Genomic DNA, 26,532 nt, shown 5'->3' on the forward strand with positions numbered 1-26,532 from the left:
ATAACGCCCAGGTAGATATCCTTTCTGTCAGATTACATCTTGCACTCGGCAGCAAAGCTGTCGGTGTAATCGTCGAAAATCTTGGAATCGATTTCCGTCCAGTACTTCCCGTCCTCACGCTGTGCGACGCGCAACAGGTAGAAATCCTGAATCGGGAAGTGGTTGTTGTTGAAGCTGAAATCGCCACGCAGCGACTGGAAATCTGCAGCTTCCAAAGCCTTGCGCAACGCGTCCTTGTCCGAAAGGTTCCCGTCGACCGCCTTCACGGCGCTGTCGATCAGCTGTGCGGCATCATAGGCCTGCATCGCAAACCCGCCCGGGATGTAACCGTATTTTTCTTCGAACGCGGCCACGAATTCCTTGCTCTGCGGCAGGTCCAGGCTGGGTGCCCAGCTTGTTGCACCGAAGAATCCAAGCGCTGCATCCTTCTGGGCAGGCAGCGTTGCTTCATCCACTGTGAACGCTGACAGGAATTTCATTTTGTCTGCAAGTCCGGATTCGCGGAACTGTTTGACGAAACGCACACCCATGCCGCCGGGCATGAACGTGAACAGCGCCTCTGCATCCGATGTGGACATCTGCGCGATTTCAGGAGAGAAGTCCTTGTGACCGAGCGGCGTGTACACTTCGTCGGTGATCTCTCCCTTGAAGTATTTCTTGAAGCCTTCCACGGCATCGCGTCCAGCCTGGTAGTTCGGCGTCATCATGAAGACGCTTTTGATTCCCTGTTCCTGCGCATGCTGGCCAAGCGCCTCGAAATTCTGGTTGTTTTGATAGGAGGTTGAGAAGAAGTAGGGGCTGCAGTTCCGGCCGGCGACCGTCGACGGACCGGCATTCGGACTGATCAGAAATGTTTCAGACCGTGTAACAGGCTTGTAGATCGCACCCAGAACGTTGGAAAAGACCGACCCGACAACGAAGTCCACTTCGTCCTTTTCAAGAAGCCCTTTGACCCGGGTCAGCGCGACGTCCGGTTTCAGCTCCGAGTCGACGACAATCAGTTCAGTATCCAGCCCCCCGATTTTTCCGTCCATTTTTTCGAGCGCCAGCTTGAAGCCATCTTCTATCTGCTTGCCCAGGACTGCAGGCGGACCGGACAGCGTGACAACAAGACCGATCTTGAGATCCTCCGCCTGCGCGGATGTGGCAAGGAGAGCGGCTCCAAGAGCCCCTAAAATCTTTTTCATCTAAACTTCCCCTTTGGTTTCCCTGTTCAGGATGTTCAACCGTTTTCGGTTTTTCTTCTGCTTGTTCTGGCCGTTTGTATCCCGGCCTGCGAAGCCTCCCGTCTGCGTGTGAACGCAAACAAGATGCTCCATAATTTCAGGAACAATCAATGTCTTAGTGACATCTCTTGCCGATCGACTGCATCAGCCACCGGATTTCCCCGTCCATTGCATGCGCTTGAGCACATCGTCCAGCGGCACATCAATGAGATGGTTCGCGTAGTTCGCCAGTGTTTTCATGGAAACGCACAAAACCACTTCCAGCGCGTTCTGTTTTGTAAAACCGGCCCCAAGAAACGCATCCAGATCTTCCGCCGCATGGCCGCGTTTGATGACGACGGCTTCGGTGAATCTGCGAAGCGCTTCGAGACGATTGTCGTCAATCGGTTCTCCGTTGCGCACGGCTTCGATAATGCCCTTGTCGAGCTTGGCCATGCGAGCACCGGATGAATGGGCGGCCACACAGTAGGTGCATTCGTTCTCGACACTCGCCACCAGCAGGATCAATTGCTGTTCGGCCGGAGAAAAACTGGTTTTTGATACAAGAGACGACAGAGAAAAATAGGCTTCAAGCGCCGTGTCGGACTCTGCAAGCTTTGCGTAGAGATTTGGCAGAAACCCCATTTTTTCCGAAGCGTTCCGAAGCATTTCGCCTGACTTTCCCGGCGCTGTATCAGGGGTATAGATCGTGAATTCTGTCATTGCGGTTCCTTTGATTGCGCTCGGATCGTGTCAGGCGATCAATTGTTTCAGTTTGCCGCGCATTATTTTTCGCGTCGGTGTCAAGGGCATTGCCTCGACAAGCTCCAGCCGCTCGGGCCACTTGTATTTGGCAATTCCATTTTCCAGGAGCAGTGCATTCGTCTCTTCAAGCGACATGGATGCGCCTTCCCGGACCTGCACGCACAAACAGGCCTTTTCGCCGAGAATGGCATCGGGATAGGGAACGATGGCGCAGGCCTCTACGGCTTCAAGCGTCGAGATGATCGCTTCGACATCCGCCGGATTGTATTTGACGCCGCCACGATTGATCACTTCCTTGACGCGTCCGGTGAGCGTCAGGTAGCCGTCGTTATCGACAATGGCCAGGTCTCCTGTCCGGAACCAGCCGTCGACAGTGAAAGCAGCCTTCGTCTCCGACGGATTGGCCAGATAACCACCGAAGACAGAAGGCCCCTTCACCTGAAGCTCGCCTTCCGCGCCCGGCTCGAGAACCTGACCCTCCATGTCAACGGCACGTAAAAGCATATTTGCAGACGCACGGCCCGCCGTGGTCAGGCGTTTTTCTTCCGGATCCCCCGGCCGGCCGAATGCGCCGGCTTGCAATTCACTCATTCCCCAAAGCTGAATGACCGTCCCGTTCGACATCAGGCCATCAACCTGTCTGGCCAGGTCGGCTGGAACCGTGGATCCTGAAAGACAGACGAAGCGCGCTGGTGCCAGATGCTCCGGCTTGATGAGACCTCTTCCGCAGAACGGTGCGAAATGCGCGGGCGCCGCGAAAATTCCGTTTGGCTTCATGTGGTCAAGCGCAGGCAGGAAACCGTCCGGGGAGAAGCTGGGCAACAGTGCCTGGGTCGCCCCGGTCGCCAGACACAAATGCATGACGAACAGGCCGTAAAGGTGCGTATAGGGTGCCACGGAAAGCAATGTTTCGTTCTGTAGAATACCGAGTTCACTTGCCGCATTCGAGGCATTGCCAAGAAAGCCCCGATAGCTGTGCGGCACCCCTTTCGGGCTTGCGGTCGTTCCCGATGTGTAAAGCAGCAGAAATGGATCGTCGGGTGTCAGGTTCGGAAGCTCTTCCGCATCACCGGCAATGGCCCCGGACGACGAAAGGGTGGAAAGGGAAACAGCACCTTCAATCGGTTCACCAACACTGATGACCTGCTCGAGCGTCGTCAAAGCCTGCGCGCATTCGAGCATTTCACCGGCCGGGGAAAGATCCTTGAATGCAGACAGTCCAACGGCAAAACGTGCTCCACTGTGCTCAAGAAGGTGGCTCAATTCTGCCCGGCGGTAGGGCATATGGAGTGTCTGCACGATCCCACCGCAGGCAGCAACGGCAAGAAACGTCACGACAAAGGCTTCAAGGTTGGGCAGCTGGACAGCGACGACGTCGCCTTTGCTCAGTCCCAGAGCCTGCAGCCCAGATGCCGCCGAGCGAACTTCACCGGCCAGTTCCCCATAGCTTTTCGTGCCGGAAGCACTGATGGTTGCCGGCGCCTCCGGGATCGTCTCAGCATGGTGCTGCAGCCAGCCCCACAGAGTATTGTTGATCGCGCATTCCATTTTCTTCACCTCTACCCCTCTTGAGGCGACAACCAACATGGTTGGTCAGACAATGGTTCTTACTTCAACTTTTCCGAACCAGTTTGCCCAGGTGCGGGCGACGGTCGAATTATGCTCAAAACACTCCTGTGATCGTCACGGCACGCGCCTCCCCGGTGATCAAAAACCAGAAAGAGGAACAGTCCTATTCCGCCGCCTGTTGCATCGCTTTCTGATGTTGGTTCGGTCGCGCCTTGCGCTGTAACTCGATTGTTGCGTCCCTTGCCTTGGCAAGCTCACGATAGGCCTGATCACGACCTGACAGGTATTGTGGCGGCCAGTGTCCGACCCGCGCGCCATAATGTGCCGCGGCCCGACGCGTGAAATAGGGATCCCACATGTGCGGCCGACCGAGTGCCACGAGGTCCGCCCTCCTCGTATGCAGGATCGTGTTGACCTGGGCAGCATCGGTAATGTTGCCGACGGCCATGGTTGCGATCCTCGGAACGTTGCGGATGGCTTCTGAAAACTGCACCTGGAACATCCGGCCGTAGACCGGTTCCTGATCGGGCACGGTCTGGCCGGCCGAAACATCGATCAGGTCGCAACCGGCTTCACGGAAGGCTTCCGCGATGGCAAAAAGGTCTTTTTCATCAAGTCCACCCTCCTTCCAGTCGGTCGCCGAGACACGCACCGACATCGGCCTGTCTTCAGGCCAGACGGCCCGCATGGCCGCAAATACCTCAAGTGGGAACTTCAGCCGGTTTTCGATACTTCCACCATACCCGTCGCTCCGGCGGTTCGTCAGTGGCGACAGGAATGAAGCGAGCAGGTATCCGTGCGCGCAGTGCAGCTCCAGCATGTCGAAGCCTGCGCGCGCAGCACGCTGTGCAGCGTGCACAAAATCCTCGAGAACTCTGTCCATGCCAGCCCTGTCAAGCTCGTGCGGCACCTGACTGACATCGGCGAAATAGGGGATCGGAGAAGCGGATATGAGCGGCCAGTTGTCATCGGCCGTCTCGATTGGAAAATCCATTTTCTCCCAACCAAGCTGCGTGGATCCTTTCCGGCCGGAATGGCCAAGCTGCATGCAGACTCTGGTATCGGAATTGGCGTGAATGAAGTCGACGATGCGCTTCCATTGCCCCTCCTGTACATCCGTCCACATTCCCGGGCATCCAAGCGTAATGCGCGCATCCGGCGACGGACAGGTCATCTCGGTGAAGATCATCCCCATGCCGCCCAGCGCGTGCGAGGTGTAGTGTGTGAAATGCCAATCGGTCAGATTTCCGTCCTGATCTGCCGAATATTGCGCCATCGGCGACATCACCACCCGGTTGGGAACCTCCATGTCCCGGAGCCTGAAGGGTGTGAACATGGGCGTCGGGCGACTGTCGCGCACATCGACACCGCTTTCCCGGTAGTACTGCTCGTACCAGGCGGTATCGACATTCTCGACATAGTCGGGGTCGCGCAAGATGAGATTGTCGTAAGTGATTGATTTCGCCCGGCACATCACCACCATCGAGAACTGCATGGGATCCATATCCCAGGATCGCCCCATATGTTCGAACCAACCCAGGGATACGTCGGCATTGTGCTGAATGATCTGGCAGGGTGTCCGGCGGGCATCGTCGTAAGCCTTGAAGGCCGCGCTGACCGACTGCTCGCCATGTTTGAGAACCGCTTGTGAGAGCGCGATCCCGCATTCCATGGCAAGCTTGGTTCCCGAGCCGATGGAAAAATGCGCGGAAGCCTTTGCATCTCCCAGAATGACAATGTTCTCGTGGGACCAGTTTTCACAGAAAATCCGGGGAAACTTTCGCCAGTTCGACCGGTTCAGAAGCAGACCGTGCCCATTCAGTTCCTCTTGAAAGATCGTCTCGAGCTTCTCTTTGGAACCTTCCTCGTCAAACTCTTCGAAACCGTGACCCTGCCAGCAGGCTTCGTCCATCTCGAACACCCAGGTCGAGCGGTCAGTCTGGTACTGGTAGGTGTGAGCGCAAATGATCCCGTGCTCTGTCTTGCGGAAAAAGTAGTTGAACTCGTCCATCTGCCGGGTGGATCCCATCCAGCAGAACCGGTTGGATTTGATCGTCACGCTCGGTTTGAAGGATTCGCTGAAATGGTCGCGAATAGCCGAGTTGATGCCGTCCGAGGCAACGATGATATCAGAATCAGCGAAACGGGACTGCAGATCTGCCGGATCGATGCGCTCGCAGAACACCATGTTGACGCCGAGTTCGCGACACCGCTCCTGCAGAATGCGTAGCAGCGCGAAGCGCGACGTTCCACAAAACCCGTTACCGGAGCAACGAATTTCCTCTCCCTTGAAATGGATCGCTATGTCGTCCCAATAGGCAAAATGATCCCGGATCTTGTCGTAGGTTTCAGGATCATGAGACAGGAACTCGTCGAGCGTATCATCGGAGAACACGACACCGAAACCGAAAGTGTCGTCATTGCGGTTCTGCTCATACACCTCAACGGTCCAGTCCGGACGCGCTTTCTTGGTGAGCAACGCGAAATAAAGGCCTCCAGGACCACCGCCCACAACCGTGATCTTCATTCTGCGCTCCCTGATGCGACCTGAACCGGTCCGGAAATTTATCTTATATATTATTATTTTATGTATAAAGTAATTTCAAGGCCAATTATCACGCCAATTTTAAAACATTGTTCTTACTGGTGTTTTTTGACTTCTTCGAATTTCGGCTGCCGATATCAGCGACATTGCGACGACACAAAGCAATTGGCAGATGCCGGACTGGATGATATTTGCCGCATTATGGACGACCAAACGAACAACCCGCTGCGCGGACACCCTGTCGAAGACGACTATGATGACCGTCAACGCCGGGTCCTGCGGTTTTGGCTTCAACTTGTTCGCACATCGCGGCGTATCGAAACCGAAATCGGCGCTCGTATGCAAAAGTCCTTTGGCGTCCGCTTTGTCCGCTTTGATGTCCTGTCCCAGCTCTACCGGGCACCTGACAGAACTCTGTCCATAGGCGATCTTGGCGCAAGCCTGCTTGCTCCATCCGGCAATATTTCCTCGTTGCTTGACAGGATGGAAGCGGATGAGATGGTTCAGCGCGTGCCGGACCCGACCGATCGCCGCCGCTATCTCATACGCATGACCAAGCAGGGACTAGACCAGTTTCACCACATGGCGCAGGCCAACGCCGAGTGGGTTTCAGACGCTTTCAGCAACATTGATGACGACACGTTGGAGCGTCTTCACTCGGAACTGAGTTCGATCGCCAGAAACGCGAACAAGCGAGCCGACTGACACCGCCGCAATTCCGCGTCATCAATGCACTGTGCCATCGTTTTTCCATGCGTCTTCTGAAAAGTATGTGCTGTCCGCCGGCAAATGCCGGAATCCTTGACCGGTCAGGACTCTTTCGGCGCCTCTTCCCAGTTCCGTTTGAGCAGGAACTGGTTTTTGAAATTCTTCAGTCCCAGCATGACCTCTGCATCCGCGATGTCCTTGACACCATGGACGTGTGTTTCCAGAAAGGAAACAAGATCGTCACGTTCATCGCAAACAAGTTCGACCAGCAGGTCGAAGCGCCCTGTCACCCATAGCACATAGACAACGCTCGACACCTTGCCCAATCGTTCCGCAACACTGAACGGAGTGACGCCCGGGGCAACCTTCAGACAGATCATTGCGTCAGCCTTGTATTCGGAGGCCGAGGGATCTGCGATGGCGACGATCCTGAGCAAACCGGCGTCCTTCATGCCGTTTACCCGGTTTCGCACCGTACCTTCCGAAACGTTGAGTTTCTGCGCGATTTCCGAAAACGGCATGCGCCCATCGATTTCAAGCATCTGAACGATCTCGCTGTTCAGCCGGTCTTCAACCGAATGCGTGCTCCGCTGGCGCGTGGATTTTTCCGGTTCCGGTTTTTGCGGTATGTTCACTTTTTTCATCTGCGTTTCCTCGCTGCAATCCGATGAATTGGATCTGCAGTCGGGTAACGATCATAACGGTGTACAAGACACAACATCAAACCGTTCTGCCGTTGGACAAACAAGTCCCGCCACCGCAACTTGTTTGTCCAACGGCAGAACGAGAGAACGAAGAAGATCGTACAGTGTCACGTGGAGAAATCGAAATTTTTCAATCCGCCAAAATGCCGACGCTCTTGCGTTGACCCGCGACCTGCTCGGCCTGACCGTGAGAACCCATTCCGCCGTAGGTCAGGGCCCTTTGGCCCAACATCCGGCGTCTGGATTGAAATCCCGGGGAAGATTGCTCTTCTGTGTGCTTCGTCACTTCCTGTCCGGGTAAAGCAACAGGGTTGATCCGAGGGCTGTCAGGATGGCGTGGTGGAACGATTTCGCGAAGGAACGACCGGCCAGGAGCCGATAGTGACGATCTTGCTCGGCACAGATCAGAAAACAGCCGATATGCTCGACAACGGTTCTCACCGCTGATCCGCTTTCCAGCTTCCACACATCAGCTGCGGTCAAGCGTTCAAACACAGCGGGAAGATTGTCCCCGGTCACATCGAGACAGACCCAACCGTCATTTTGTTCCGTCACGGATGCAGTTTCGCCAAGCCGCTCCTTCAGTTCGCTTGCAAGAAGCTCGTGATTTTCATGCTCGGCCAGTATCATCCATTGATCTGGCCCCATCCAGAAAGCGGCGTGGTCCTCCCCCACGACAAAAGCTCCGGCCTCCGGCGCATCGCATTTCAGAATTTGCCTTAGAACGGCACGGACATCTTTGCCGCGGCCGGAACGGGACGCGACAGAAGCGATTGCGATGTTTCTGTTTTCTTCGATGCCATTGCCGCCAACCTCGATGCGGTCAGCAGCTTCCGGTCCAAGAGCCGGAGCGGGCGAAAGACGATAATCAGGCACGGAGACGCTCTCCTTCCGGATCGATAAAATGCGGACTGACCACCTTGGCTTTCAAGGTAGCACCTTCAATCGGGTTGGCCACTTCGATCTGCTCGCCCAAACGCTCCGATCCCCGCTCCAGGAAACAAAGCGCGATCGATTTCTGCAAATGCGGAGAATAAGCGGTCGATGTGATCCAGCCTTCGTCATTTGCCGCGATGTGATGATTGCCCTCCGTGAACAGATGCCCACCTGCCGGCAAAGTCTGTGTCGGCTCAACAGCTTCCAGCCCGACGAGGCGCAGGCCGGAATCGCTGGACAATCCCTCACGACGCGCAAGCACGGCTCCTATGCTGTCTTTCTTGGTGGAAACCATTCGTCCCATACCCAGATGGGCGGCGGAGGTCTGCCCGTTCAATTCGTTGCCGGCTGCATGTCCCTTTTCGATACGCAACACACCAAGCGCTTCGGTACCGTAAGGCACCACGTCAAATTCCTCTCCGGTCGCTATCAACGCCCGGACAAGACTGTCGCCGTAGCGGGTCGGAACCGCGATTTCGTAAGCCAGTTCACCGGAAAACGAGATCCGGAACAAACGCGCCCGAACGCCGCCACAGACCGTAATCTCCGCACAGCCCATAAAGGGAAACGCTTCGTTAGAAATGTCGAATGCCGGATCGACGATTTTGCGCAGCAGATTTCGCGCATTTGGTCCGGCAACCGCGTATTGCGCCCAGGCCTCGGTTGTCGAAATCAGCTGAACGTCCAATTGCGGGCACAGGCACTGGCGGACAAATTCCATGTGCCTGTAAACGCCGACAGCGTTGGCAGTCGTTGTCGTTACGACAAAATGGTCCTCCGCCAATCTGGCGGCCGTGCCGTCGTCCATCGCAATTCCGTCTTCACGCAGCATGAGCCCGTAGCGGGTCTTGCCCACAGCCAGTTTGGCAAAACCGTTGCAATAAACCTTGTTCAGGAAGGTTGCGGCATCCGCGCCCTGGACGTCCACCTTGCCAAGTGTGGTCACATCGCAAACGCCAACAGACTTGCGCACTGCCAGCACTTCCCGGTCGACACTCTGGCGCCAGTGGCTTTCGCCCGCGCGCGGAAACCACTGGGCACGCAGCCACATGCCAGCTTCCACGAAGACAGCGCCCTGTTCTTCTGCCCAGACATGACTGGGCGTCCGGCGAACAGGTCGAAAGTCCTCGTCCCTGGACCGCCCGGCAAGCGCACCGATGGCCACAGGCGTATAGGGGGGACGGAATATGGTGGTACCGGTCTCCGGAATGGACTTTCCGGAGAGTTCGGCCATGATCGCAAGTCCACCGAGATTGGATGTCTTTCCCTGATCGGTCGCCATACCAAGCGTGGTATAGCGCTTGAGGTGTTCGACCGAGACAAAGCCTTCCTGGTGCGCGAGTTTGACATCCTTCACCGTGACATCGTTCTGGAGGTCAAGCCAGGCGCGGCCTTTGCCCTCCCCCGAATGCCAGAACGCCGAAACGGCGACTGGGCCGTCATCCGGGTCTGGCGTATCGATTGCGGTCGCATCGATACCGATTGCGCTGAGCGCCGCAACGGTCTTTTCCGTCCCTTCCTGCAGGGCTCCGGACGTTGAAAGGGTCCCGTTGGCGGCCCCGGCAACGGTCATGGCGACTGGCAAGCTGCTCCCGGGAACAAATGCGGAAATCTTCTCGTTCCACTGAGGACGGCCACGCTGATGGCACGTCAGTGCAACCGCCGGGTTCCAGCCACCTGAAACGCCAAGGGCTCCGCATGAGATTGTACGGATCGCACCATCGGCGAGCCGCACCTTGATCTCCTTGAGACCCAGGCGACCGGCTGAATCAACAACCCTTGCGCCCGCCAGGAGCGGATAATCCGCCAGGGCTTTGGCGTCATCGCGCACGTCAATGACCGCCTTGACCTCAACGCCCTTCGCCAAGAGATCCCGCGCGGTACGATGGCCGTCGTCATTGTTTGTGAAGACGGCAACGGTCCGGTCCACGGTGACCGACCATCGATTGGCATAATCGCGCATTGCGCCTGCCATCAAGATCCCGGGACGATCATTGTTTTCGAACGCGATTGGCCGCTCGGTCGCCCCGGCACACAACATCGTCTGACTGGCATAGATCCGCCAGAGGATCTGCCGTGGCAGGCTGGGGTCGGGGTCAGCCAAATGGTCGGCAATTCGCTCCACCGCACCGTGGACGCCATGATCGTAGGCTCCGAAAACGGTGGTTCTGGACAGAATGCGCACATTCTTTGAGTTGCGAAGTTCAGAAAGTGTACTTTCAAGCCATTCGCTGGCGGGATGTTCGTTCAGTGCCAGGTTTTCCGACTTCAATCTACCGCCGAGTTCGAAGTCTTCTTCGGCCAGGATTACCCGGACCCCGGCGCGGGCGGCAGTCAGGGCAGATGCAAGACCCGCTGGCCCTGATCCGATGACAAGAAGGTCACAGTGCAGGAAACCCTTCTCATACACATCCGGGTCCGCTTCCATCGAGATGGAGCCGAGACCGGCCGCCTTGCGAATGATCGGCTCATAAACCTTTTCCCAGAAAGCCTTCGGCCACATGAATGTCTTGTAGTAGAAACCGGCAGTCAGAAAATTCGAGAACGCATCATTGATTGCCAAGACGTCGAACGCCAGGGAGGGCCAGCGGTTCTGGCTCATCGCACTCAGGCCCTCGAAAAGTTCCGCCACGGTCGCGCGGGTATTTGGTTCGCGTCTGGCGCCGTCGCGCAATTCGACAAGCGCATTCGGTTCTTCAGAACCGGAAGTGACAACCCCGCGTGGCCGGTGGTACTTGAAGCTCCGGCCCATCAGTTTCACGTTGTTCGCAAGGAGCGCGGACGCAAGCGTATCGCCCTTGAAACCGGAATAGGACGTGCCGTCGAAGCGGAAGGAAAGCGGCCTGGATCGATCGATGAGGCCACCGGACAGCCTGTTCACTTGCGTCATTTGGCAGTTTCTCCTGCCAACGCCACGTCCCGGGCGAGTTCGGCCTTCAGGATTTCATGCGTTGTCGTGTCGCGCGTGACCACCAGCCAGGATCTGTCACCTTGCTCGTGAAACCAGAGTTCCCTGTGAACACCGGCTGGATTGTTGCGCTGATACTGGTAGTCATGAAATGCCAAGGAAGCATCTTCCGCCTGCCAGTCCGGCCGGTCGAGAAGGGATGCATCTCCGAGGTAGACAAATTCCTGGGCATCTCTTGGACCCAATATCGGGTGTGGAATGATCATCTGTCTTGTCCGAGCCCTTAATGCAGATTGGGTTGAGCGCCTGCGCCCTTCTCATCGATCATGAGGCCCTTTTCGAACCGGTCGAACCGGTAGGCGGTGGCAGTCTCATGCGGTGTGTCTGTCGCCAGAAGATGGGCGAACACCCGGCCTGATGCGGGCGTTGCCTTGAAGCCGCCATAGCACCAGCCGCCATTGAAATAGAGGCCATCGATCTGCGTCCGGTCGATAATCGGAGATCCGTCCATGGACATGTCCATGACGCCACCCCACATGCGCAGCAGCCGCGTCCGCCCGATCATCGGCATCAGAGCCATGCCACCCTCGCAGACATCTTCCACAACCGGCAGGTTTCCGCGTTGCGCATAGGTGTTGTAGCCGTCGATATCGCCACCGAACACAAGGCCGCCCTTGTCGGATTGGCTGACGTAAAAATGCCCGGCGCCAAATGTGATGACACCTGGCAGGACCGGTTTCAGACCTTCGGAAACAAATGCCTGCAGGACGTGGCTTTCGATGGGAAGGCGCATTCCGGCTTGGGACATGACCCTGCCCGAGGATCCTGCGACAGCAACGCCGATTTTGCCGGCACCGATGTAGCCCCTTGAGGTTTCTACCCCCAAAACCCTGTTGTTCTCGATCCTGAAGCCGGTGACTTCACAATTTTGAATGATGTCGACGCCGTGCCTGTCCGCAGAGCGCGCGTACCCCCAGGCAACCGCGTCGTGACGCACGGTCCCACCGCGCCTGTGCATCAGGGCTCCCTTGATCGGAAAACGCGCATTGTTGAAATTGAGGAAGGGAGCTTCACTCCGCACGCCATCCGTATCCAGCAATTCAGCATCGGAACCGTGCAGGATCATGCCGTTTCCGCGCCGCCGTGCAGCGTCTCGCTGCGCATCCGAATGAAAGAGGTTCATGACGCCGCGCTGACTGACCATGGCGTTGTAGTTCAGGTCCTCTTCAAGTCCTTCCCAAAGCTGCAGTGACAGCTCATAGAATGGCTCGTTGCCCGGCAGGAGATAATTCGACCGGATGATCGTCGTGTTTCTGCCGACATTTCCGCCGCCGATCCATCCCTTTTCCAATACTGCTATGCGGGACTTGCGATAAACCTTGGCCAGATAATGCGCTGTGGCGAGACCGTGTCCACCGCCTCCGACGATGACAAAGTCATAGCCGGGTTGCGGCTCTGGATTTCTCCATGCCGGCTTCCATCCGGAATGCCCTCTCAAGGCTTCCTTTATCAACCTGAAACCGGAATACGACACCATGACCTCGCGCTTGTTGAGCCTTCAAGTCTGGCATCTGGCGCGGTTAAAGTTTTTTCAATTCAGCCATATTGTTCTCCAATCGCGTCATGGGTATAGAATTATGCGCATGCTCGATACCAAACGGAAAATAGGTTTCTTTTTCATAGAAGACTTTGCCCTGATGTCCGGTGCAGCAGCTGTCGAGCCGTTACGAGCAGCCAATCTTCTTGCAAAAAAGCCCCTCTACGAGATCTGCTATTTCTCCAAAGACGGCGGGCCCACTTATTCTTCTTGCGGTGCGCCCTTCCATACGGAACAGCTCGCGGGTACCGACCCTGATCTTGATATCCTGTTTGTTGTAGCCGGTGGCAATGCAATGTCGTTACAGGACACAGCCGTATCCGGTCTGGTGAGGTCTCTGGCTGCACACGGGACGTCTCTTGGCGGGATATCCGGCGGCCCGGTCCTTCTGGCAAAGGCCGGTGTCATGAAAAACCGGCGTTTCACCGTTCACTGGGAACATTTTGAAGAGCTCAGGGAGTATTCCGACAGGTTTCTGATGGAACGCCGCCTCTACATCATCGATCGGGACCGTTACACCTGCGCCGGAGGCATGGCGCCACTCGATATGATGCATGCCCTCATTCAATCGGATCATGGTATCGATCTGGCGCGTGCCGTGACGGACTGGTTCATTCACACGGAAGTCAGAAGCTCAGAGCAACCACAACGATCCGGATTTGCAGGAGGAAACAAAAACCTCCATCCCATTGTTCTGAGCGCTCTGGACCTCATGGAAAATCACATTGCGGATCCCCTGTCCTTCAAGCAGATCGCAATGCTGGTCGGCGTGGGCGAACGTCAGCTTCAACGCCGTTTCGACCAGGAACTGAACATTGGACCTATGCAATGCTATCTGGAAATACGGCTTGACAAAGCGGATGAACTGACAAGGAAAACCCGCCTTTCCTTCATGGAAATCGCCCTGACGACCGGCTTCGTCAACCAGGGCCATTTTGCAAAGACCTTCAGAACACGTTTCGGCATGACGCCAACGGATCGAAGAAGACTTGAAAAGGACTGAAACAACCCGGGCGCGTTCCTGTCAGCCTACCGTGTTGTCGGGCCGGCGATATCGGTGAATTGGATACAATGGGTTGATCTGACACCGATGTTGTCCGACAAGAGTGCATGTTCACCAGTCTTGCGATTGTGTTTTGAAACAACGAAAGCTCTCACAGGATCCGCACAAGGTTCGCGACAGGGTCGACAGGAACCTTGAAGATTCGATAGGGCGGGAAGTCCGCGCGATCCGTCGCCAGCGAGGCATGAACGTCTCCGATCTGGCCAGTGCCGCGGATCTTTCTGTCGGCATGCTGTCCAAGATCGAAAACGGCAACATCTCCCCGTCCCTGACAACCTTGCAGGCTCTTACCAACGCCCTGAACGTGCCTCTCAGCACGTTGTTCCTTCGTTTTGAGGACAAGAGAGAAGCTGTTCTCACCACCTCCGGCAACGGGGTCCAGATCGAGCGGGCCGGTACGCGCGCCGGACACCAGTACAATCTGCTCGGCCATCTGAGCGCCAACACCACAGGCGTGGTTGTCGAGCCTTACCTGATCACGCTCACCGAAGAATCAGACGTCTTCCCGACATTTCAACATGACGGTATCGAGACGCTGTACATGCTCGAGGGCGAGGTGGACTATCGACACGGTGACAGGCTCTTTCGGCTGACACCTGGTGATACGCTGTTCTTTGACGCGGACGCTCCCCATGGTCCGGAAGTCCTGGTCGAACTTCCGGTCAGGTTCCTGTCGATCATTTCCTATCGGCAATCACGGTAAAGCGGTCAGTCGTTGCGCCCTGATTTCCAGGCTCCGTCCGGCATGTCAGGCGGCCGGATGTCTTTCTGAACCTGCATTGTGTCCATGCTGTCGCGCTGAGAGCGCAATTGGCCTGTTCTGCCTCATTCTTCGAAAGTCATCCGGCGACGTCAGCACCGCAACGGCACCGCGAGCACATTCAGCATCAATCTTTTTGTTTCTTTTAAGGAAAGATTTTTTCTTTAGGGTAGATTCCAAGAGGAAGCTTGGGTAAGTTCCCCTGCAACGAAACATTGAAGGGTCTCAAATTCATGTGTGGGATTGTGGGTCTTTTTTTAAAGGACAAATCGCTTGAGCCGAAACTCGGTGAGTTGTTGTCTGCCATGTTGATCACCATGACGGACCGCGGTCCGGACAGCGCCGGGATCGCGATCTATGGCGATGCGGTAGACGGCCAGACGAAACTGACCGTTCAGTCGGACAATGCGGCAAAGGACTTCGCGTCCCTTTCGAAAGATCTGAGCGAGGCAATCGGTGCCTCTGTTTCCTTGCAGGCCAACGACACCCATGCGGTTATTTTACTGGATGGTCCCAAGGCCGGGGCAGCTCGCCAGGCCCTTGCTGAATTGCGCCCCGAAATCAGGGTCATGTCGGACGGAGATGCGATCGAAATCTACAAGGAAGTCGGACTGCCGAAAGATGTGACCGAACGTTTCAACCTGGCCGGGATGCGTGGCTCCCACGGCATCGGTCACACACGCATGGCCACTGAATCCGCCGTAACCACAGAGGGCGCGCATCCGTTTTCAACCGGAGCAGACCAGTGCCTGGTTCACAACGGCTCTCTGTCGAACCACAACGTGCTTCGCCGAAAACTGATGCGTGAAGGTGTGCAGATCGGTTCGATGAACGACACCGAAGTGGGCGCTGCCTATCTGACCTGGAAAATGCAGAACGGAGCGTCGCTCGGCGAAGCGCTTGAAAGCAGTCTGGAAGATCTCGACGGTTTCTTCACCTTCGTCGTTGGAACCAAGGATGGCTTTGGCGTGGTACGCGACCCGATTGCCTGCAAACCCGCAGTGATGGCCGAGACGGAACAGTATGTCGCCTTTGGCAGCGAATATCGTGCGCTGGTAGACCTGCCCGGAATTGACAACGCCCGTGTCTGGGAGCCTGAACCCGCCACCGTCTACTTCTGGAGCCACTGACATGCAGTCTTATGATGTTGCCGCCGACGGTCTGCGCGGACTGAATGCAACGCTTCAGGCGCAAAAACAGGAAACAAACCAGACCCGGTGGGAGGTTGTGAACCCCAAGGGCAGCCACGCAATCGCGGTTGGTCTGGACGCCCCCATTGACGTTACTGTCAAAGGGTCGACCGGCTACTACTGCGCCGGAATGAACAAGCAGGCAACGATCAGGGTCGAGGGATCAGTCGGCCCTGGCGTCGCGGAGAACATGATGTCCGGAACCGTGATCGTCGACGGCGACGCCAGCCAATATGCCGGCGCGACGGGTCACGGCGGCCTCCTCGTCATCAGGGGGAATGCCAGTTCGCGCTGCGGCATTTCGATGAAGGGGATCGATATTGTCGTTCACGGCAATATCGGACACATGTCCGCATTCATGGCACAGGCGGGCAATCTGGTCGTCTGCGGGGATGCCGGCGATGCCCTCGGCGATTCACTTTATGAAGCGAAGCTGTTTGTGCGCGGTTCGGTGAAAAGCCTGGGGGCGGATTGCATCGAAAAGGAAATGCGGCCCGAGCATCTTGAGACCCTGGGCGATCTGCTGTCCCGTGCCGGAAGCGATGCGAGGGCTGAGGATTTCAGGCGATATGGCTCGGCTCGCGAACTCTACAATTTCGATATCGACAACGCGGCAGCGTACTGAGGAACACGGACATGGACAAGACCCCCGGCACCCTGCCAATTCAGTCGGCAACGTTCAGCAATTCGATCAATTCCGAAATCCGCCGGGCGGCCGCCACCGGTATCTACGACATCCGCGGTGGTGGCGCGAAACGCCGGGTACCGCATTTCGACGATCTTCTGTTTCTGGGGGCATCGGTCTCCCGGTATCCACTGGAAGGTTATCGCGAACGATGCGGAACGTCTGTGGTGCTGGGCACCCGCTTTGCGAAAAAACCGGTTGAACTGGATATCCCGGTGACTATTGCCGGCATGAGCTTCGGCGCGTTGTCCGGCCGGGCAAAGGAAGCTCTTGGACGGGGCGCTTCTGCCGCGGGGACGTCGACCACCACTGGCGATGGCGGCATGACGCCCGAAGAGCGCGGACACTCCACCAAACTGGTTTATCAGTATCTGCCGTCGCGCTATGGAATGAACCCGGACGACCTGCGCAAGGCGGATGCTATCGAAATCGTCGTCGGCCAGGGAGCAAAGCCCGGCGGCGGCGGCATGCTTCTCGGCCAGAAGATCAGCGATCGCGTGGCCGAAATGCGAACCCTCCCCAAGGGAATTGACCAGAGATCCGCGTGCAGGCACCCGGACTGGACCGGGCCTGACGATCTCGAGATCAAGATCCTTGAACTTCGGGAAATAACCGGCTGGCAGGTGCCGATCTACGTCAAGGTTGGTGCAACGCGTCCCTACTATGACACCGCGCTCGCGGTGAAGGCTGGTGCCGACGTGGTGGTGATGGACGGCATGCAGGGTGGAACGGCCGCCACGCAGGACGTCTTCATCGAGCATGTCGGCATACCGACGCTTGCCAGCATCCGCCCCGCCGTACAGGCGCTTCAGGACCTAGGCGTTCACCGCGAGGTGCAGTTGGTGATATCCGGCGGTATCCGGACAGGGGCCGATGTCGCCAAGGCTCTCGCCCTGGGTGCGGACGCAGTCGCAATCGGGACCGCAGCCCTGGTTGCGCTCGGCGACAATGACCCGAAATGGGAAGCTGAGTATCAGGAACTCGGGACAACGACCGGCGCATATGACGACTGGCACGAAGGACGGGATCCGGCAGGTATCACCACGCAGGACCCGGAGCTTGCCGCCAGACTGGACCCTGTCGAGGCCGGTCGGCGGCTGCGCAACTATCTCAAGGTAATGACGTTGGAGGCGCAGACAATCGCACGCGCTTGTGGGCACAATCATCTTCACAATCTGGAACCAGAAGATCTTTGTGCCTTGACGATGGAAGCGGCGGCAATGGCAAAAGTGCCTCTTGCCGGAACAGACTGGTACCCGGGCAAGCCGGGATTTTGATTTGACGGCAGTCTTGCCGACACGACTACGAAGCTCGATCTAATTTGCAAAGACAGGGAAAGGGATATGAACCATGACGACTGATCTGGCGGCCTTCGCGCAGGAAAATGGCGTTAAATACTTCATGATCTCTTTCACCGACCTGTTCGGTGGACAAAGAGCCAAACTGGTTCCCGCGCAAGCCATTTCAGACATGCAGGTCGATGGCGCCGGATTTGCCGGGTTTGCGACCTGGCTCGATATGACACCTGCACATCCGGACATGCTGGCAGTGCCGGACCCGGCGTCGGTGATCCAGCTGCCGTGGAAGCCCGAAGTCGCATGGGTGGCGGCAAATTGTGTAATGGAAGGCGAGGATGTCGCGCAGGCACCGCGCAACGTGTTGCGCCGCCTGATCGGCGAAGCCGCCGAAATGGGAATGCACGTCAAGACCGGGGTCGAAGCTGAATTCTTCCTGCTCACAGCGGATGGCGAGCAGATCTCCGACCCTTACGACACGGCGGAAAAACCGTGTTACGACCAGCAGGCGGTGATGCGCCGCTACGACGTTATCCGCGAGATCTGTGACTACATGCTGGAGCTCGGATGGCAGCCGTACCAGAATGATCACGAGGATGCCAACGGTCAGTTCGAGATGAACTGGGAGTTCGACGATGTCCTGCAGACGGCCGACAAGCATTCCTTCTTCAAGTTCATGGTGAAATCGGTTGCCGAAAGGCACGGCCTGCGCGCCACCTTCATGCCCAAGCCGATCGAAGGACTGACCGGCAACGGCTGTCACGTGCATGTCTCCGTCTGGGACGCTCCTGGCCAGGCGGCCAGAACCAACGTATTTGCAAATACGGACGGCGGTTCCGGCGACGCATCCGAAGTCGGCCTGTCGGAATACGGCAGTCATTTCCTGGGCGGCATCATGCAGCATGCAACGGCCCTCGCCGCGATCACCAACCCGACCGTGAATTCATACAAGCGCATCAACGCACCGCGCACGATGTCAGGTGCGACCTGGGCGCCGAACACGGTGACCTGGACGGGCAACAACCGCACGCACATGGTCCGCGTTCCCGGTCCGGGCCGATTTGAACTCCGCCTCGCCGATGGAGCCGCAAATCCGTATCTGCTCCAGGCTGCCGTGATCGCAGCCGGACTGTCTGGCATCCGCTCGAAGGCCGATCCCGGCAAGCGCTGGGACATTGATATGTATGCCGAAGGCTACAAGGTGCAGGATGCGCCGAAACTTCCGCTGAACATGCTGGATGCTCTGCGCGAATATGACGGAGACGATGCCCTTCGGGAGACGATGGGCGAGGAATTTTCAAGCGCTTTCATAAAGATGAAGATGCAGGAATGGAATTCATTCGTCTCCCATTTCTCACGATGGGAAAAGGAAAACACACTCGACATCTAGACGGCACCACAGCCGGGTGTGACCGATTTCCAGCGCTTGAATTGTGACCGGACAGGGAACGACACTGATGATCTCCAGCCAACTGGCCGTGAGATTTACCGGGGTCGAGGCCGCGATGAAGGCGAGCGGCCATGACACTGGCGCATCAGGGCTGACGGTTGCCAAGATCATCCGGACCAGCCGGATTTCTATCGAGCCCGCGTCCTGGCAGCAGGGTGTCTCGATTGCGATGCAAGCGAATTCAGTCGTACAGGTCGCAGCCAATTCAACAGATACTCCGCGATATCCGGTGCCGGAACCATGACAGGCCGGGTATTGCAAGGCATCGCCATGAGCGAAGGTGCTGGCCTCATTCACGATGCCGCACCGGTCCGTGTTGTCATCGAAACTGTTCCGGTCAAGGCCAGCGATTTTTGACGTACTTTCCGTGAAAGGTCATCAACTGACCGGGCAGAGTGGAACTGCTGTTCATCCATCCAGGAGATTTTCGCACCATGTTGCCTGGCGAAAATGAATCCTCACCGGCATCGCTCGACCTCTTTCTTTCCCGCCGCCGCTTTCGCATCGGCGCAGTTTCCTGCCGGTAGGATTGCGGTCAAACGCAGTTCCGGCTGAAGAATGTTTGCGCATCCAGCTGAATTACGTCTCAACTTTACAGAATAGGCAGAAATTTTTATATTTAAGATAATAATTTCGCACTTTTCTACTTTTTCATCAAAATTTTTATGGACAAAATACGAATTTCGCATTTCACTACGATATGCATGGTTCAGGTCAATTGCCGGCCTCAGCCAGTGACACACTCAAACTCCGGACGAGGAAGCAAATGGGCGCGATTGAAACCCTGCTTGAGCCTTTCTTCGAAGAGACCTCCCCACGGCGTGGTCTGCCTGCCGCTGCCTATACCGACAAGGAGTTTTGGGACGCCGAATGCATGTCGGTGTTCACCCGGAACTGGATCTGCGTCGGATTTGTTCATGAATTGAAAGTGTCCGGCGATGCGGTGCCGATAAAAATTGCCGGTCATCCATTGCTTCTGGTGCGAAACAAGGAAGGTGCAATTCGCGCGTTCCACAATGTTTGCAGGCACCGCTGTCTGACGCTGGTGGAAGAACCGCGCAACGTGGGCAAGCTCATCCGTTGCCCCTATCACGCCTGGGCTTATGATCTCGACGGCAACCTGCGGGCTTCACCGCATTTCGGTGGTGTGAACGAGCACTTTTCCAAAGGCTTTGACCGTAAGCAGAATGGTCTGGTTCCGGTCCGCACACATATCTGGAACGACTGGATCTTCGTCAACATCGACGGTGATGCCGAACCGTTCGAAGATTACGCCTCCACGATCAAGGAACGGCTGAACGGGATCGAGTGGGAGAACTTGAACTGCATCGGCACTCTGGATTTCGGTGAAATTGCCTGCAACTGGAAGTTCATCATGGAGAACTTCATCGAACCCTACCACGTCCAATTCGTGCACGCGTCGACAACCGACCAGCCACTTGAGGATCATTTCACGATCATAGATGGAAACTGTCTGGGCAGCGCAGTGGATCTTCAAGAGGAAATCGGCACATCCGGCAGCCTTGGGGTCAGTTCCCGCTATCTGACACTCTATCCGAACTTCATCTTGGGCCGGTATTTCCCTGACCAGATGGGTGTTTATCTGAATATCCCGACGGGTCCGGGCACCATGATGCAGAAACGGGCGCTCTACACCACCGAAGGTCAGTCCCTTTCGGAGGAAGCCATCCGGGGGCTGCGAAAACTCTGGTGGGACGTCCACAAGGAAGATCATGAAATGACAGAGCGGCTGCAGCTGGGCCGCGCCTCGCAGGTGTCGGCCGCAGGCGGCGTGCTGTCCCCGGCCTGGGAAGACAGTGTGCGGGCTTTCCAGGACATGGTGGCTCGAGACGTGACCAGCAGGAAATTGCCAAAGGAAGGAATCTACAATGACAACCAATAACCTGGAAGGTGGATTCCGTCTGGCGCACACAATGATGCGTGTCACGGATATGGAAAAATCACTGGAATTCTATTGCGGCATCCTCAGAATGCAGGTGCTGCGACGGACCGATTATCCGGAAGGCAGGTTCACGAATACCTTCATCGGATATGGACCGGAAGCGGAATTTCCGACCCTTGAACTGACGGCGAACTGGGATCGGGACGCATCCTACGAAAAGGGCGACGGCTGGGGCCATATCTGCATCGAGACGCCTGATGTCTACAAGGCGTGCGAGGACCTGGCGGTTGCGGGCGTGCCCATCACCCGCCCGGCGGGGCCGATGAAGAACGGCACACGGGTGATTGCGTTCTGCGAAGACCCCGACGGCTACAAGATCGAACTCAACGAATCCATTCTCAAACATCTCGCACAGGAAGGCTGACAGACATGGGCGGCAAACCAAACCTCTTCAAATTCGCCGACATCGAAAATCGTCTCCAGACACTCCAGCCGGGACAGACCTATATCAAGCCGTTTGTCACGAGCGCCGTCAGCGACACCATGTGCGGTGGGTTGAACTTTCTCAACGACGTCAAGGTTCCCTGGGACCTGACATGCGACGAGATCATCTATTGCATGGAAGGCACTTTCAGGCTGGTCTGCGACGGTGAGAGCTACATCTGCAATCCGGGCGACGTTCTCTACATCCCGAAGGACAACCACATCTCCTATGAAGCGGATGAGAAATGCGTGATTTTTTACGCCGCCTATCCCCACAACTGGAAACAGCTCGCCGGCATCACACAGGTGCCGGGCATCGATCCGGATGACTTCGTCGCGGGCTGACCGGCTTCCGGCATTGATGGTCGGACCGACCAGGCCATCCGTCACCAGTCGCATTCAGGAAACAGTCAAACATTTCCAGCAGTGGTCGTGAAACAGAAGATTGCCGCGTGCGGTCGACGGAGTTGCAGAGGGAAATTGCGAAATGCTGAAAACCAATCCGGAAAACAGGATCTATATCGAATGCTTCCAGGACGCCGTCGAACGCAATCGTCCAAAGATACCTGAAACCAGAACCCGCCTTGAAAAAGCAGGTGTCAAATACGTCATGGCCGCCTGGGTTGATCTTCACGGCATTCCCAAGACCAAACCTGTACCCATGAGTGATTTCGACGAACTGTGTCTGGGCAAAGGTCCGCAATTTGCAGTTCACTCGATCTCCTATGTCCCGGAGCTTTCCCCTGCCGACAGTGACCAGGTCGTCGTGCCGGACCTGGATGCCGTCTACATCTGCCCTTGGGATACGTCCACCGCGATCATCTTCTCCGATCTCTATTGGGAAGATGCGCCTTACAACGTTTGCCCGCGCCAGGCACTGAAACGCGCCATGCAGGAGGCGGCAGCGGATGGCTACGCCGGATATGCCGGTGTTGAACCGGAATTCATCGTGATGAAATACGATGAGGACGGGCACCCGGTGAAGGCCTTCGATGATGACCCGGCAAACGGAACGCGGCCGCGCAGGCAGGCCTTCGGGTATGATGTTGAATATTCACTGGATTCCATGCCGTTCCTGAAAGAGATGATCGACATCATCGAAGGCCTGGGCTGGAACCTGCACGACGTGGTCGCCGAAGGCGCCTACTCCCAGTTTGAACTGGATTTCCACTATACCAACGTGCTGGAAATGTCCGATCGGCTGACGTTTCTGCGCATCGTCCTGAAGGAAGTCGCCAAGAAACACGGCATGTTCGTAACCTTCATGCCGAAACCGACAGTCGGGGACTGGCGCTCCGGCGCCCATATCAACCTGTCTCTGCAGCATGAAAGCAGGCCGGACGAGAACATCTTCAAGACGCCGGAGGGCGACTGGTCACAGGAAAGCCGCTATGCGGTCGGCGGCCTGATTGCCCATGCCGATGCCATTACCGCAATCACCTGCCCGACCGTGAATTCCTATAATGGTCTGGTTCCACGGGTCGGTGGTTTTGAGGGTGGCACCGTCACCTGGGCGCCGACGAACATTACCTTCGGTTTCAACAACCGGTCCGCACAGTTCCGGTTGCCTCAAAGCCGTCACTGTATCGAAAACCGCGCCTGCGACATGACCATGAATGTCTATCTCGCCATGGCAATGCATCTGACCTGTGCCGTTGACGGTATCAAGAACCAGGTCGATCCCGGTAAACCCACTGATTTCGATCTCTACTCCAAAACGGAAGCCGAATTGAGCGAGCTTGGCATTCGCCGGCTACCGCGAACGTTGTGGAATGCAATCGAAGCCTTGCGCAGTGACGAGGTCGCCGAGCATGTCATGGGGCCGGTCATGCGCAAATCCTTCATCGATTACAAGACCGACGAATGGGAGCGTTATCACCAGTCGGTGACGGATTGGGAAGTGAAGGAATACCTGCGGCTCTTTTGATCGACGCATCGCATCTGACGGAGGTGGACTGCGAAAAAAGCCGGTGGACCGTCCGTCTCTACAACTGGAGATCCGCAACGTCATGGACTTCGACATTTTCGAATGCGGCGACATTCAGCTTCAGTGCGGTGACACGCTGCGAGATGCGAAACTCGCCTACAAGACCTATGGAACCCTGGCAAGGGACGGCGGCAACGTCGTTGTCATGCCGACATTCTTTACCGGGAGCCACAGCAGGAACGAAGGTTTTTTCGGCCCGGGCCGAGCCCTGGATCCGGCGCGCCATTTCATTGTTTCGATCAACCTGTTCGGTGGCGGGCTGTCATCCTCCCCCAGCACTGCGGCAAGCAGGCAAGAGGCCGGAAACTTCCCGGCGATTGCGTTTCAAGACAACATTGCCGCGCAACACAGGCTGCTGACCGGGCATCTTGGTGTCAAAAAGATCGCCCTGGTTCTCGGCTGGTCCATGGCCGGATGCCAGGCCTATCACTGGGCGGTTCAGCATCCCGATCTGGTCCTAGCAATCCTGCCGTTCTGCGCCTCGGCCAGAACCTCGCCACACAATTTTGTCTTTCTGGAGGGCGTGAAAGCCGCGCTCTGTGCCGATACCCAGTGGAACAATGGAGACTACGGCACGCAACCGGTCGAAGGCCTCAAGGCATTCGGGCGCGCATATGCCGGCTGGGCATTTTCCCAGTCATTTTACCGCAATGGCCGGTACAGGGACCTCGGTTACGAGAGCATTGCAGACCTTCTGGACGACTGGGCTGAAGATCATGCGTGCAACTGGGACGCCAATGACCTGCTGGCCAAGATCGCAACCTGGCAGGCAGGTGATGTCAGCGCCGGACCGGAATTTGAAGGCAACCTTGAAAAAGCCCTCGCCTCGATCCGGGCCCGGACCATCCTGATGCCCTGCGCGCAGGACCTCTATTTTCCACCCGAAGACAACGCATATGAGGCGCAGCATATTCCGGGTGCGAAATTCAGGCCGGTCCTGTCCGAATTCGGCCACTGCGCCGCCAATCCAGGCAACGACGCGGGCTTCACCGCGCAACTCGACACCAACGTCGCCGAACTCCTGAACGCTTGACTGGCAACATGCGCGGATCTCGTCTTGGGTGTGCTGGTTCGTTCAGGCATCAAGAACAGAAAGAATGGCCGGCACAAACAACGACGATGTCATTGCTCGCAATCGGTCATCTTGAAAAAGAAGGCGGAGGCCATTGGGCCTCCGCCTTCAACTCATGCGTTCACCTGTCAGAGAGTACCGGCGCTCATCTCGCTGGCAATGTGATCCGCCTGACGGATCGCGAGAGCGACGATGGTGAGCGTCGGGTTCTCGGCCGCGCCTGTCGTGAACTGGGACCCGTCGGATATGAACAGGTTCGTGATATCGTGCGTCTGCCCCCACCTGTTGACCACACCGTCACGCGGGTTTTCCGACATCCGGTTGGTGCCGAGATTGTGGGTCGACGGGTATGGCGGTGTCGGGAACGTACGTGTAGCACCGACAGCCTCATAAACTGCCTGCCCTTGTTTGTAGGCGTGGTTACGCATGGCGATATCGTTGGGATGGTCGCTGAAGTGGACGTTAGCGACCGGCAGACCCCATTGGTCCTTGACATCGTGATTGAGCGTCACGCGGTTGGTTTCCTGGGGCATGTCCTCGCCGACGAGCCACATGCCGGCCATGTTTTCGTACTGGTCGAGTGCGGAAGTGAATTCACGTCCCCAGGCGCCCGGGTCAAGGAATGCAGCCATGAACGGAACACCGAGTGCAAGGGTTTCCATCTCGTAGCCGCCGACGAAACCACGGGACGGATCGTGACGCGACTCATCCTGTATGATCCCGGCCATCGTCGTGCCGCGCCACATCCTGACCGGCTTGTCGAAGACGGCGTATACGGAACCTGTCATGTGACGCATGTAGTTCCGGCCAACCTGTCCCGACGAATTCGCCAGACCGTCCGGAAACATTGAAGACGCCGAGTTCAAAAGCATTCGCGGCGACTCGAACGAATTTCCGGCAACACACACGATGCGGGCTTTCTGCATGTGGAGGTTACCGTCCTTGTCGAAATATTCGACACCGGTCACCTTGCCGTCGTTGTTGTGCAGAATTCGGGCGACATGGGCACGCTCACGGACTTCCAGGTTGCCGGTCGCTTCGCCACGCGGAATGTCAGTATAGGCAGCCGACCATTTCGCGCCCCATTTGCAGCCCTGGAAACAAAAGCCGGTCTGCTGACATGGCAGGCGGTCATCGTAGTCTTCGGCATTGATTGCCATGCGTCCTGTATGGACGTCCTTGTACCCGAGTTCCCGGGCGCCTTTTTCGAAGACCAGATAGTTGTTGTTGCCAGGCAGACCCGGACGGCCGTTTGTGCGGGTGACCCCCAGCTTGTCTTCGGCCTTGGCGTACCACGGCTCCATTTCTTCCGCGCCGATCGGCCAGTCGAGCAGGTTTGCTCCCTGCACGTTGCCGTATGTTGTCGCGCCTTTCCATTCATGCGGCTGGAACCGCAGCGAAGCGCCCGCCCAGTGCGTGGTCGTGCCACCCACCGCCTTGACGATCCAGGCGGGCAGGCCGGAAAAGTCCTTCGAAACACGCCAGTCACCGCTCGTGGTCCTCGGATCGACCCACGCAAGCTGTCCGAAACTCTCCCACTCGTCATTGACGTAGTCCTCGGGAAGATAACGTCCGCCGGCTTCCAGGGCGACAACACTGACGCCTTTCTGCGCAAGTTCGTTGGCAAGAACGCCACCACCGGCGCCGGTACCGATTACGACAACGACAGTGTCGTCGTTGAGATCAAAAGGTGCAGCCATAGTTCTT

General features: G+C 57.0%; 23 protein-coding genes. 13 read left to right on the top strand and 10 right to left on the bottom strand.

The window, feature by feature from the left end; translation table 11 throughout:
* Nucleotides 1–32 precede the first annotated feature (32 nt).
* From ACO6TI_RS26140 to ACO6TI_RS26155, 4 genes are all read right to left on the bottom strand, one after another.
* Nucleotides 33–1,187, bottom strand: a complete 1,155-nt coding sequence (locus ACO6TI_RS26140) for an ABC transporter substrate-binding protein (protein ID WP_029063240.1) — start codon at nt 1,185–1,187, stop codon at nt 33–35.
* Between the two features lie 183 nt (nt 1,188–1,370).
* On the bottom strand, nt 1,371–1,928 hold the full coding sequence (locus tag ACO6TI_RS26145; protein ID WP_104703721.1) for a carboxymuconolactone decarboxylase family protein: 558 nt from the start codon (nt 1,926–1,928) through the stop codon (nt 1,371–1,373).
* 30 nt (nt 1,929–1,958) lie between these two features.
* Complete coding sequence (locus tag ACO6TI_RS26150) at nt 1,959–3,518, bottom strand: class I adenylate-forming enzyme family protein (RefSeq protein WP_422385335.1); 1,560 nt, start codon at nt 3,516–3,518, stop codon at nt 1,959–1,961.
* Between the two features lie 184 nt (nt 3,519–3,702).
* A complete protein-coding gene (locus ACO6TI_RS26155) occupies nt 3,703–6,066 on the bottom strand; it encodes a bifunctional salicylyl-CoA 5-hydroxylase/oxidoreductase (RefSeq protein WP_422383665.1) in 2,364 nt (787 codons plus the stop codon).
* Nucleotides 6,067–6,285: 219 nt separating this feature from the next.
* Between ACO6TI_RS26155 and ACO6TI_RS26160 the strand changes: the two genes are divergently transcribed.
* A complete protein-coding gene (locus ACO6TI_RS26160) occupies nt 6,286–6,789 on the top strand; it encodes a MarR family winged helix-turn-helix transcriptional regulator (protein ID WP_055117098.1) in 504 nt (167 codons plus the stop codon).
* A gap of 104 nt (nt 6,790–6,893) precedes the next feature.
* On the opposite strand, the gene ACO6TI_RS26165 is transcribed toward ACO6TI_RS26160, so the two are convergent.
* From ACO6TI_RS26165 to ACO6TI_RS26185, 5 genes are all read right to left on the bottom strand, one after another.
* Complete coding sequence (locus ACO6TI_RS26165) at nt 6,894–7,436, bottom strand: Lrp/AsnC family transcriptional regulator (protein WP_422383666.1); 543 nt, start codon at nt 7,434–7,436, stop codon at nt 6,894–6,896.
* 342 nt (nt 7,437–7,778) lie between these two features.
* Nucleotides 7,779–8,372 carry a sarcosine oxidase subunit gamma gene (locus ACO6TI_RS26170; protein ID WP_422383667.1) on the bottom strand — a complete coding sequence of 198 codons (594 nt, stop codon included), beginning with the start codon at nt 8,370–8,372 and terminating at the stop codon, nt 7,779–7,781.
* Nucleotides 8,365–11,322: a sarcosine oxidase subunit alpha family protein gene (locus ACO6TI_RS26175; protein ID WP_422383668.1), complete on the bottom strand. Its 2,958-nt coding sequence runs from the start codon at nt 11,320–11,322 to the stop codon at nt 8,365–8,367. The genes ACO6TI_RS26170 and ACO6TI_RS26175 overlap by 8 nt, the downstream gene beginning before the upstream one ends.
* Nucleotides 11,319–11,606 carry a sarcosine oxidase subunit delta gene (locus ACO6TI_RS26180; RefSeq protein ID WP_108873725.1) on the bottom strand — a complete coding sequence of 96 codons (288 nt, stop codon included), beginning with the start codon at nt 11,604–11,606 and terminating at the stop codon, nt 11,319–11,321. Before ACO6TI_RS26180 ends, ACO6TI_RS26175 begins: the two co-directional genes overlap by 4 nt.
* Nucleotides 11,607–11,623: 17 nt before the next feature.
* Nucleotides 11,624–12,874, bottom strand: coding sequence for a sarcosine oxidase subunit beta family protein (locus ACO6TI_RS26185; RefSeq protein WP_422385336.1), 1,251 nt, complete (start codon nt 12,872–12,874; stop codon nt 11,624–11,626).
* A gap of 109 nt (nt 12,875–12,983) precedes the next feature.
* Here ACO6TI_RS26185 and ACO6TI_RS26190 point away from each other — a divergent pair, with 109 nt between their 5' ends.
* From ACO6TI_RS26190 to ACO6TI_RS26245, 12 genes are all read left to right on the top strand, one after another.
* The gene (locus ACO6TI_RS26190) at nt 12,984–13,940 is read left to right on the top strand and encodes a GlxA family transcriptional regulator (RefSeq protein WP_158510396.1); all 957 of its coding nucleotides are present in this window, start codon (nt 12,984–12,986) and stop codon (nt 13,938–13,940) included.
* Nucleotides 13,941–14,073: 133 nt separating this feature from the next.
* The gene (locus ACO6TI_RS26195) at nt 14,074–14,703 is read left to right on the top strand and encodes a helix-turn-helix domain-containing protein (protein WP_029063257.1); all 630 of its coding nucleotides are present in this window, start codon (nt 14,074–14,076) and stop codon (nt 14,701–14,703) included.
* A 290-nt stretch (nt 14,704–14,993) separates the two neighbouring features.
* Nucleotides 14,994–15,890, top strand: coding sequence for a class II glutamine amidotransferase (locus ACO6TI_RS26200; protein WP_055117109.1), 897 nt, complete (start codon nt 14,994–14,996; stop codon nt 15,888–15,890).
* Nucleotide 15,891: 1 nt separating this feature from the next.
* Nucleotides 15,892–16,575, top strand: a complete 684-nt coding sequence (locus ACO6TI_RS26205) for a GXGXG domain-containing protein (RefSeq protein WP_350184800.1) — start codon at nt 15,892–15,894, stop codon at nt 16,573–16,575.
* A gap of 11 nt (nt 16,576–16,586) precedes the next feature.
* Nucleotides 16,587–17,912 (top strand): FMN-binding glutamate synthase family protein, encoded by a 1,326-nt coding sequence (locus ACO6TI_RS26210; RefSeq protein WP_422383669.1) that lies wholly within the window; start codon nt 16,587–16,589, stop codon nt 17,910–17,912.
* 73 nt (nt 17,913–17,985) lie between these two features.
* On the top strand, nt 17,986–19,320 hold the full coding sequence (glnT, locus tag ACO6TI_RS26215) for a type III glutamate--ammonia ligase (protein ID WP_422383670.1): 1,335 nt from the start codon (nt 17,986–17,988) through the stop codon (nt 19,318–19,320).
* Between the two features lie 67 nt (nt 19,321–19,387).
* The gene (locus ACO6TI_RS26220; RefSeq protein ID WP_422383671.1) at nt 19,388–19,624 is read left to right on the top strand and encodes a hypothetical protein; all 237 of its coding nucleotides are present in this window, start codon (nt 19,388–19,390) and stop codon (nt 19,622–19,624) included.
* A gap of 522 nt (nt 19,625–20,146) precedes the next feature.
* A complete protein-coding gene (locus ACO6TI_RS26225; RefSeq protein WP_055117990.1) occupies nt 20,147–21,283 on the top strand; it encodes an aromatic ring-hydroxylating oxygenase subunit alpha in 1,137 nt (378 codons plus the stop codon).
* Complete coding sequence (gene gloA, locus ACO6TI_RS26230; RefSeq protein ID WP_422383672.1) at nt 21,270–21,707, top strand: lactoylglutathione lyase; 438 nt, start codon at nt 21,270–21,272, stop codon at nt 21,705–21,707. The genes ACO6TI_RS26225 and gloA overlap by 14 nt, the downstream gene beginning before the upstream one ends.
* Before the next feature lie 5 nt (nt 21,708–21,712).
* A complete protein-coding gene (locus ACO6TI_RS26235; RefSeq protein WP_055117119.1) occupies nt 21,713–22,111 on the top strand; it encodes a cupin domain-containing protein in 399 nt (132 codons plus the stop codon).
* A gap of 142 nt (nt 22,112–22,253) precedes the next feature.
* Nucleotides 22,254–23,693, top strand: coding sequence for a glutamine synthetase family protein (locus tag ACO6TI_RS26240; RefSeq protein WP_422383673.1), 1,440 nt, complete (start codon nt 22,254–22,256; stop codon nt 23,691–23,693).
* A gap of 82 nt (nt 23,694–23,775) precedes the next feature.
* A complete protein-coding gene (locus ACO6TI_RS26245; RefSeq protein ID WP_422383674.1) occupies nt 23,776–24,786 on the top strand; it encodes an alpha/beta fold hydrolase in 1,011 nt (336 codons plus the stop codon).
* A gap of 167 nt (nt 24,787–24,953) precedes the next feature.
* Here the strand turns inward: ACO6TI_RS26245 and ACO6TI_RS26250 are convergent, their stop codons facing one another.
* The gene (locus ACO6TI_RS26250; RefSeq protein WP_055117122.1) at nt 24,954–26,525 is read right to left on the bottom strand and encodes a GMC family oxidoreductase; all 1,572 of its coding nucleotides are present in this window, start codon (nt 26,523–26,525) and stop codon (nt 24,954–24,956) included.
* Nucleotides 26,526–26,532 lie beyond the last annotated feature (7 nt).

The sequence above is a fragment of the Roseibium album genome, assembly GCF_965233825.1.
GTDB lineage: Bacteria > Pseudomonadota > Alphaproteobacteria > Rhizobiales > Stappiaceae > Roseibium > Roseibium album.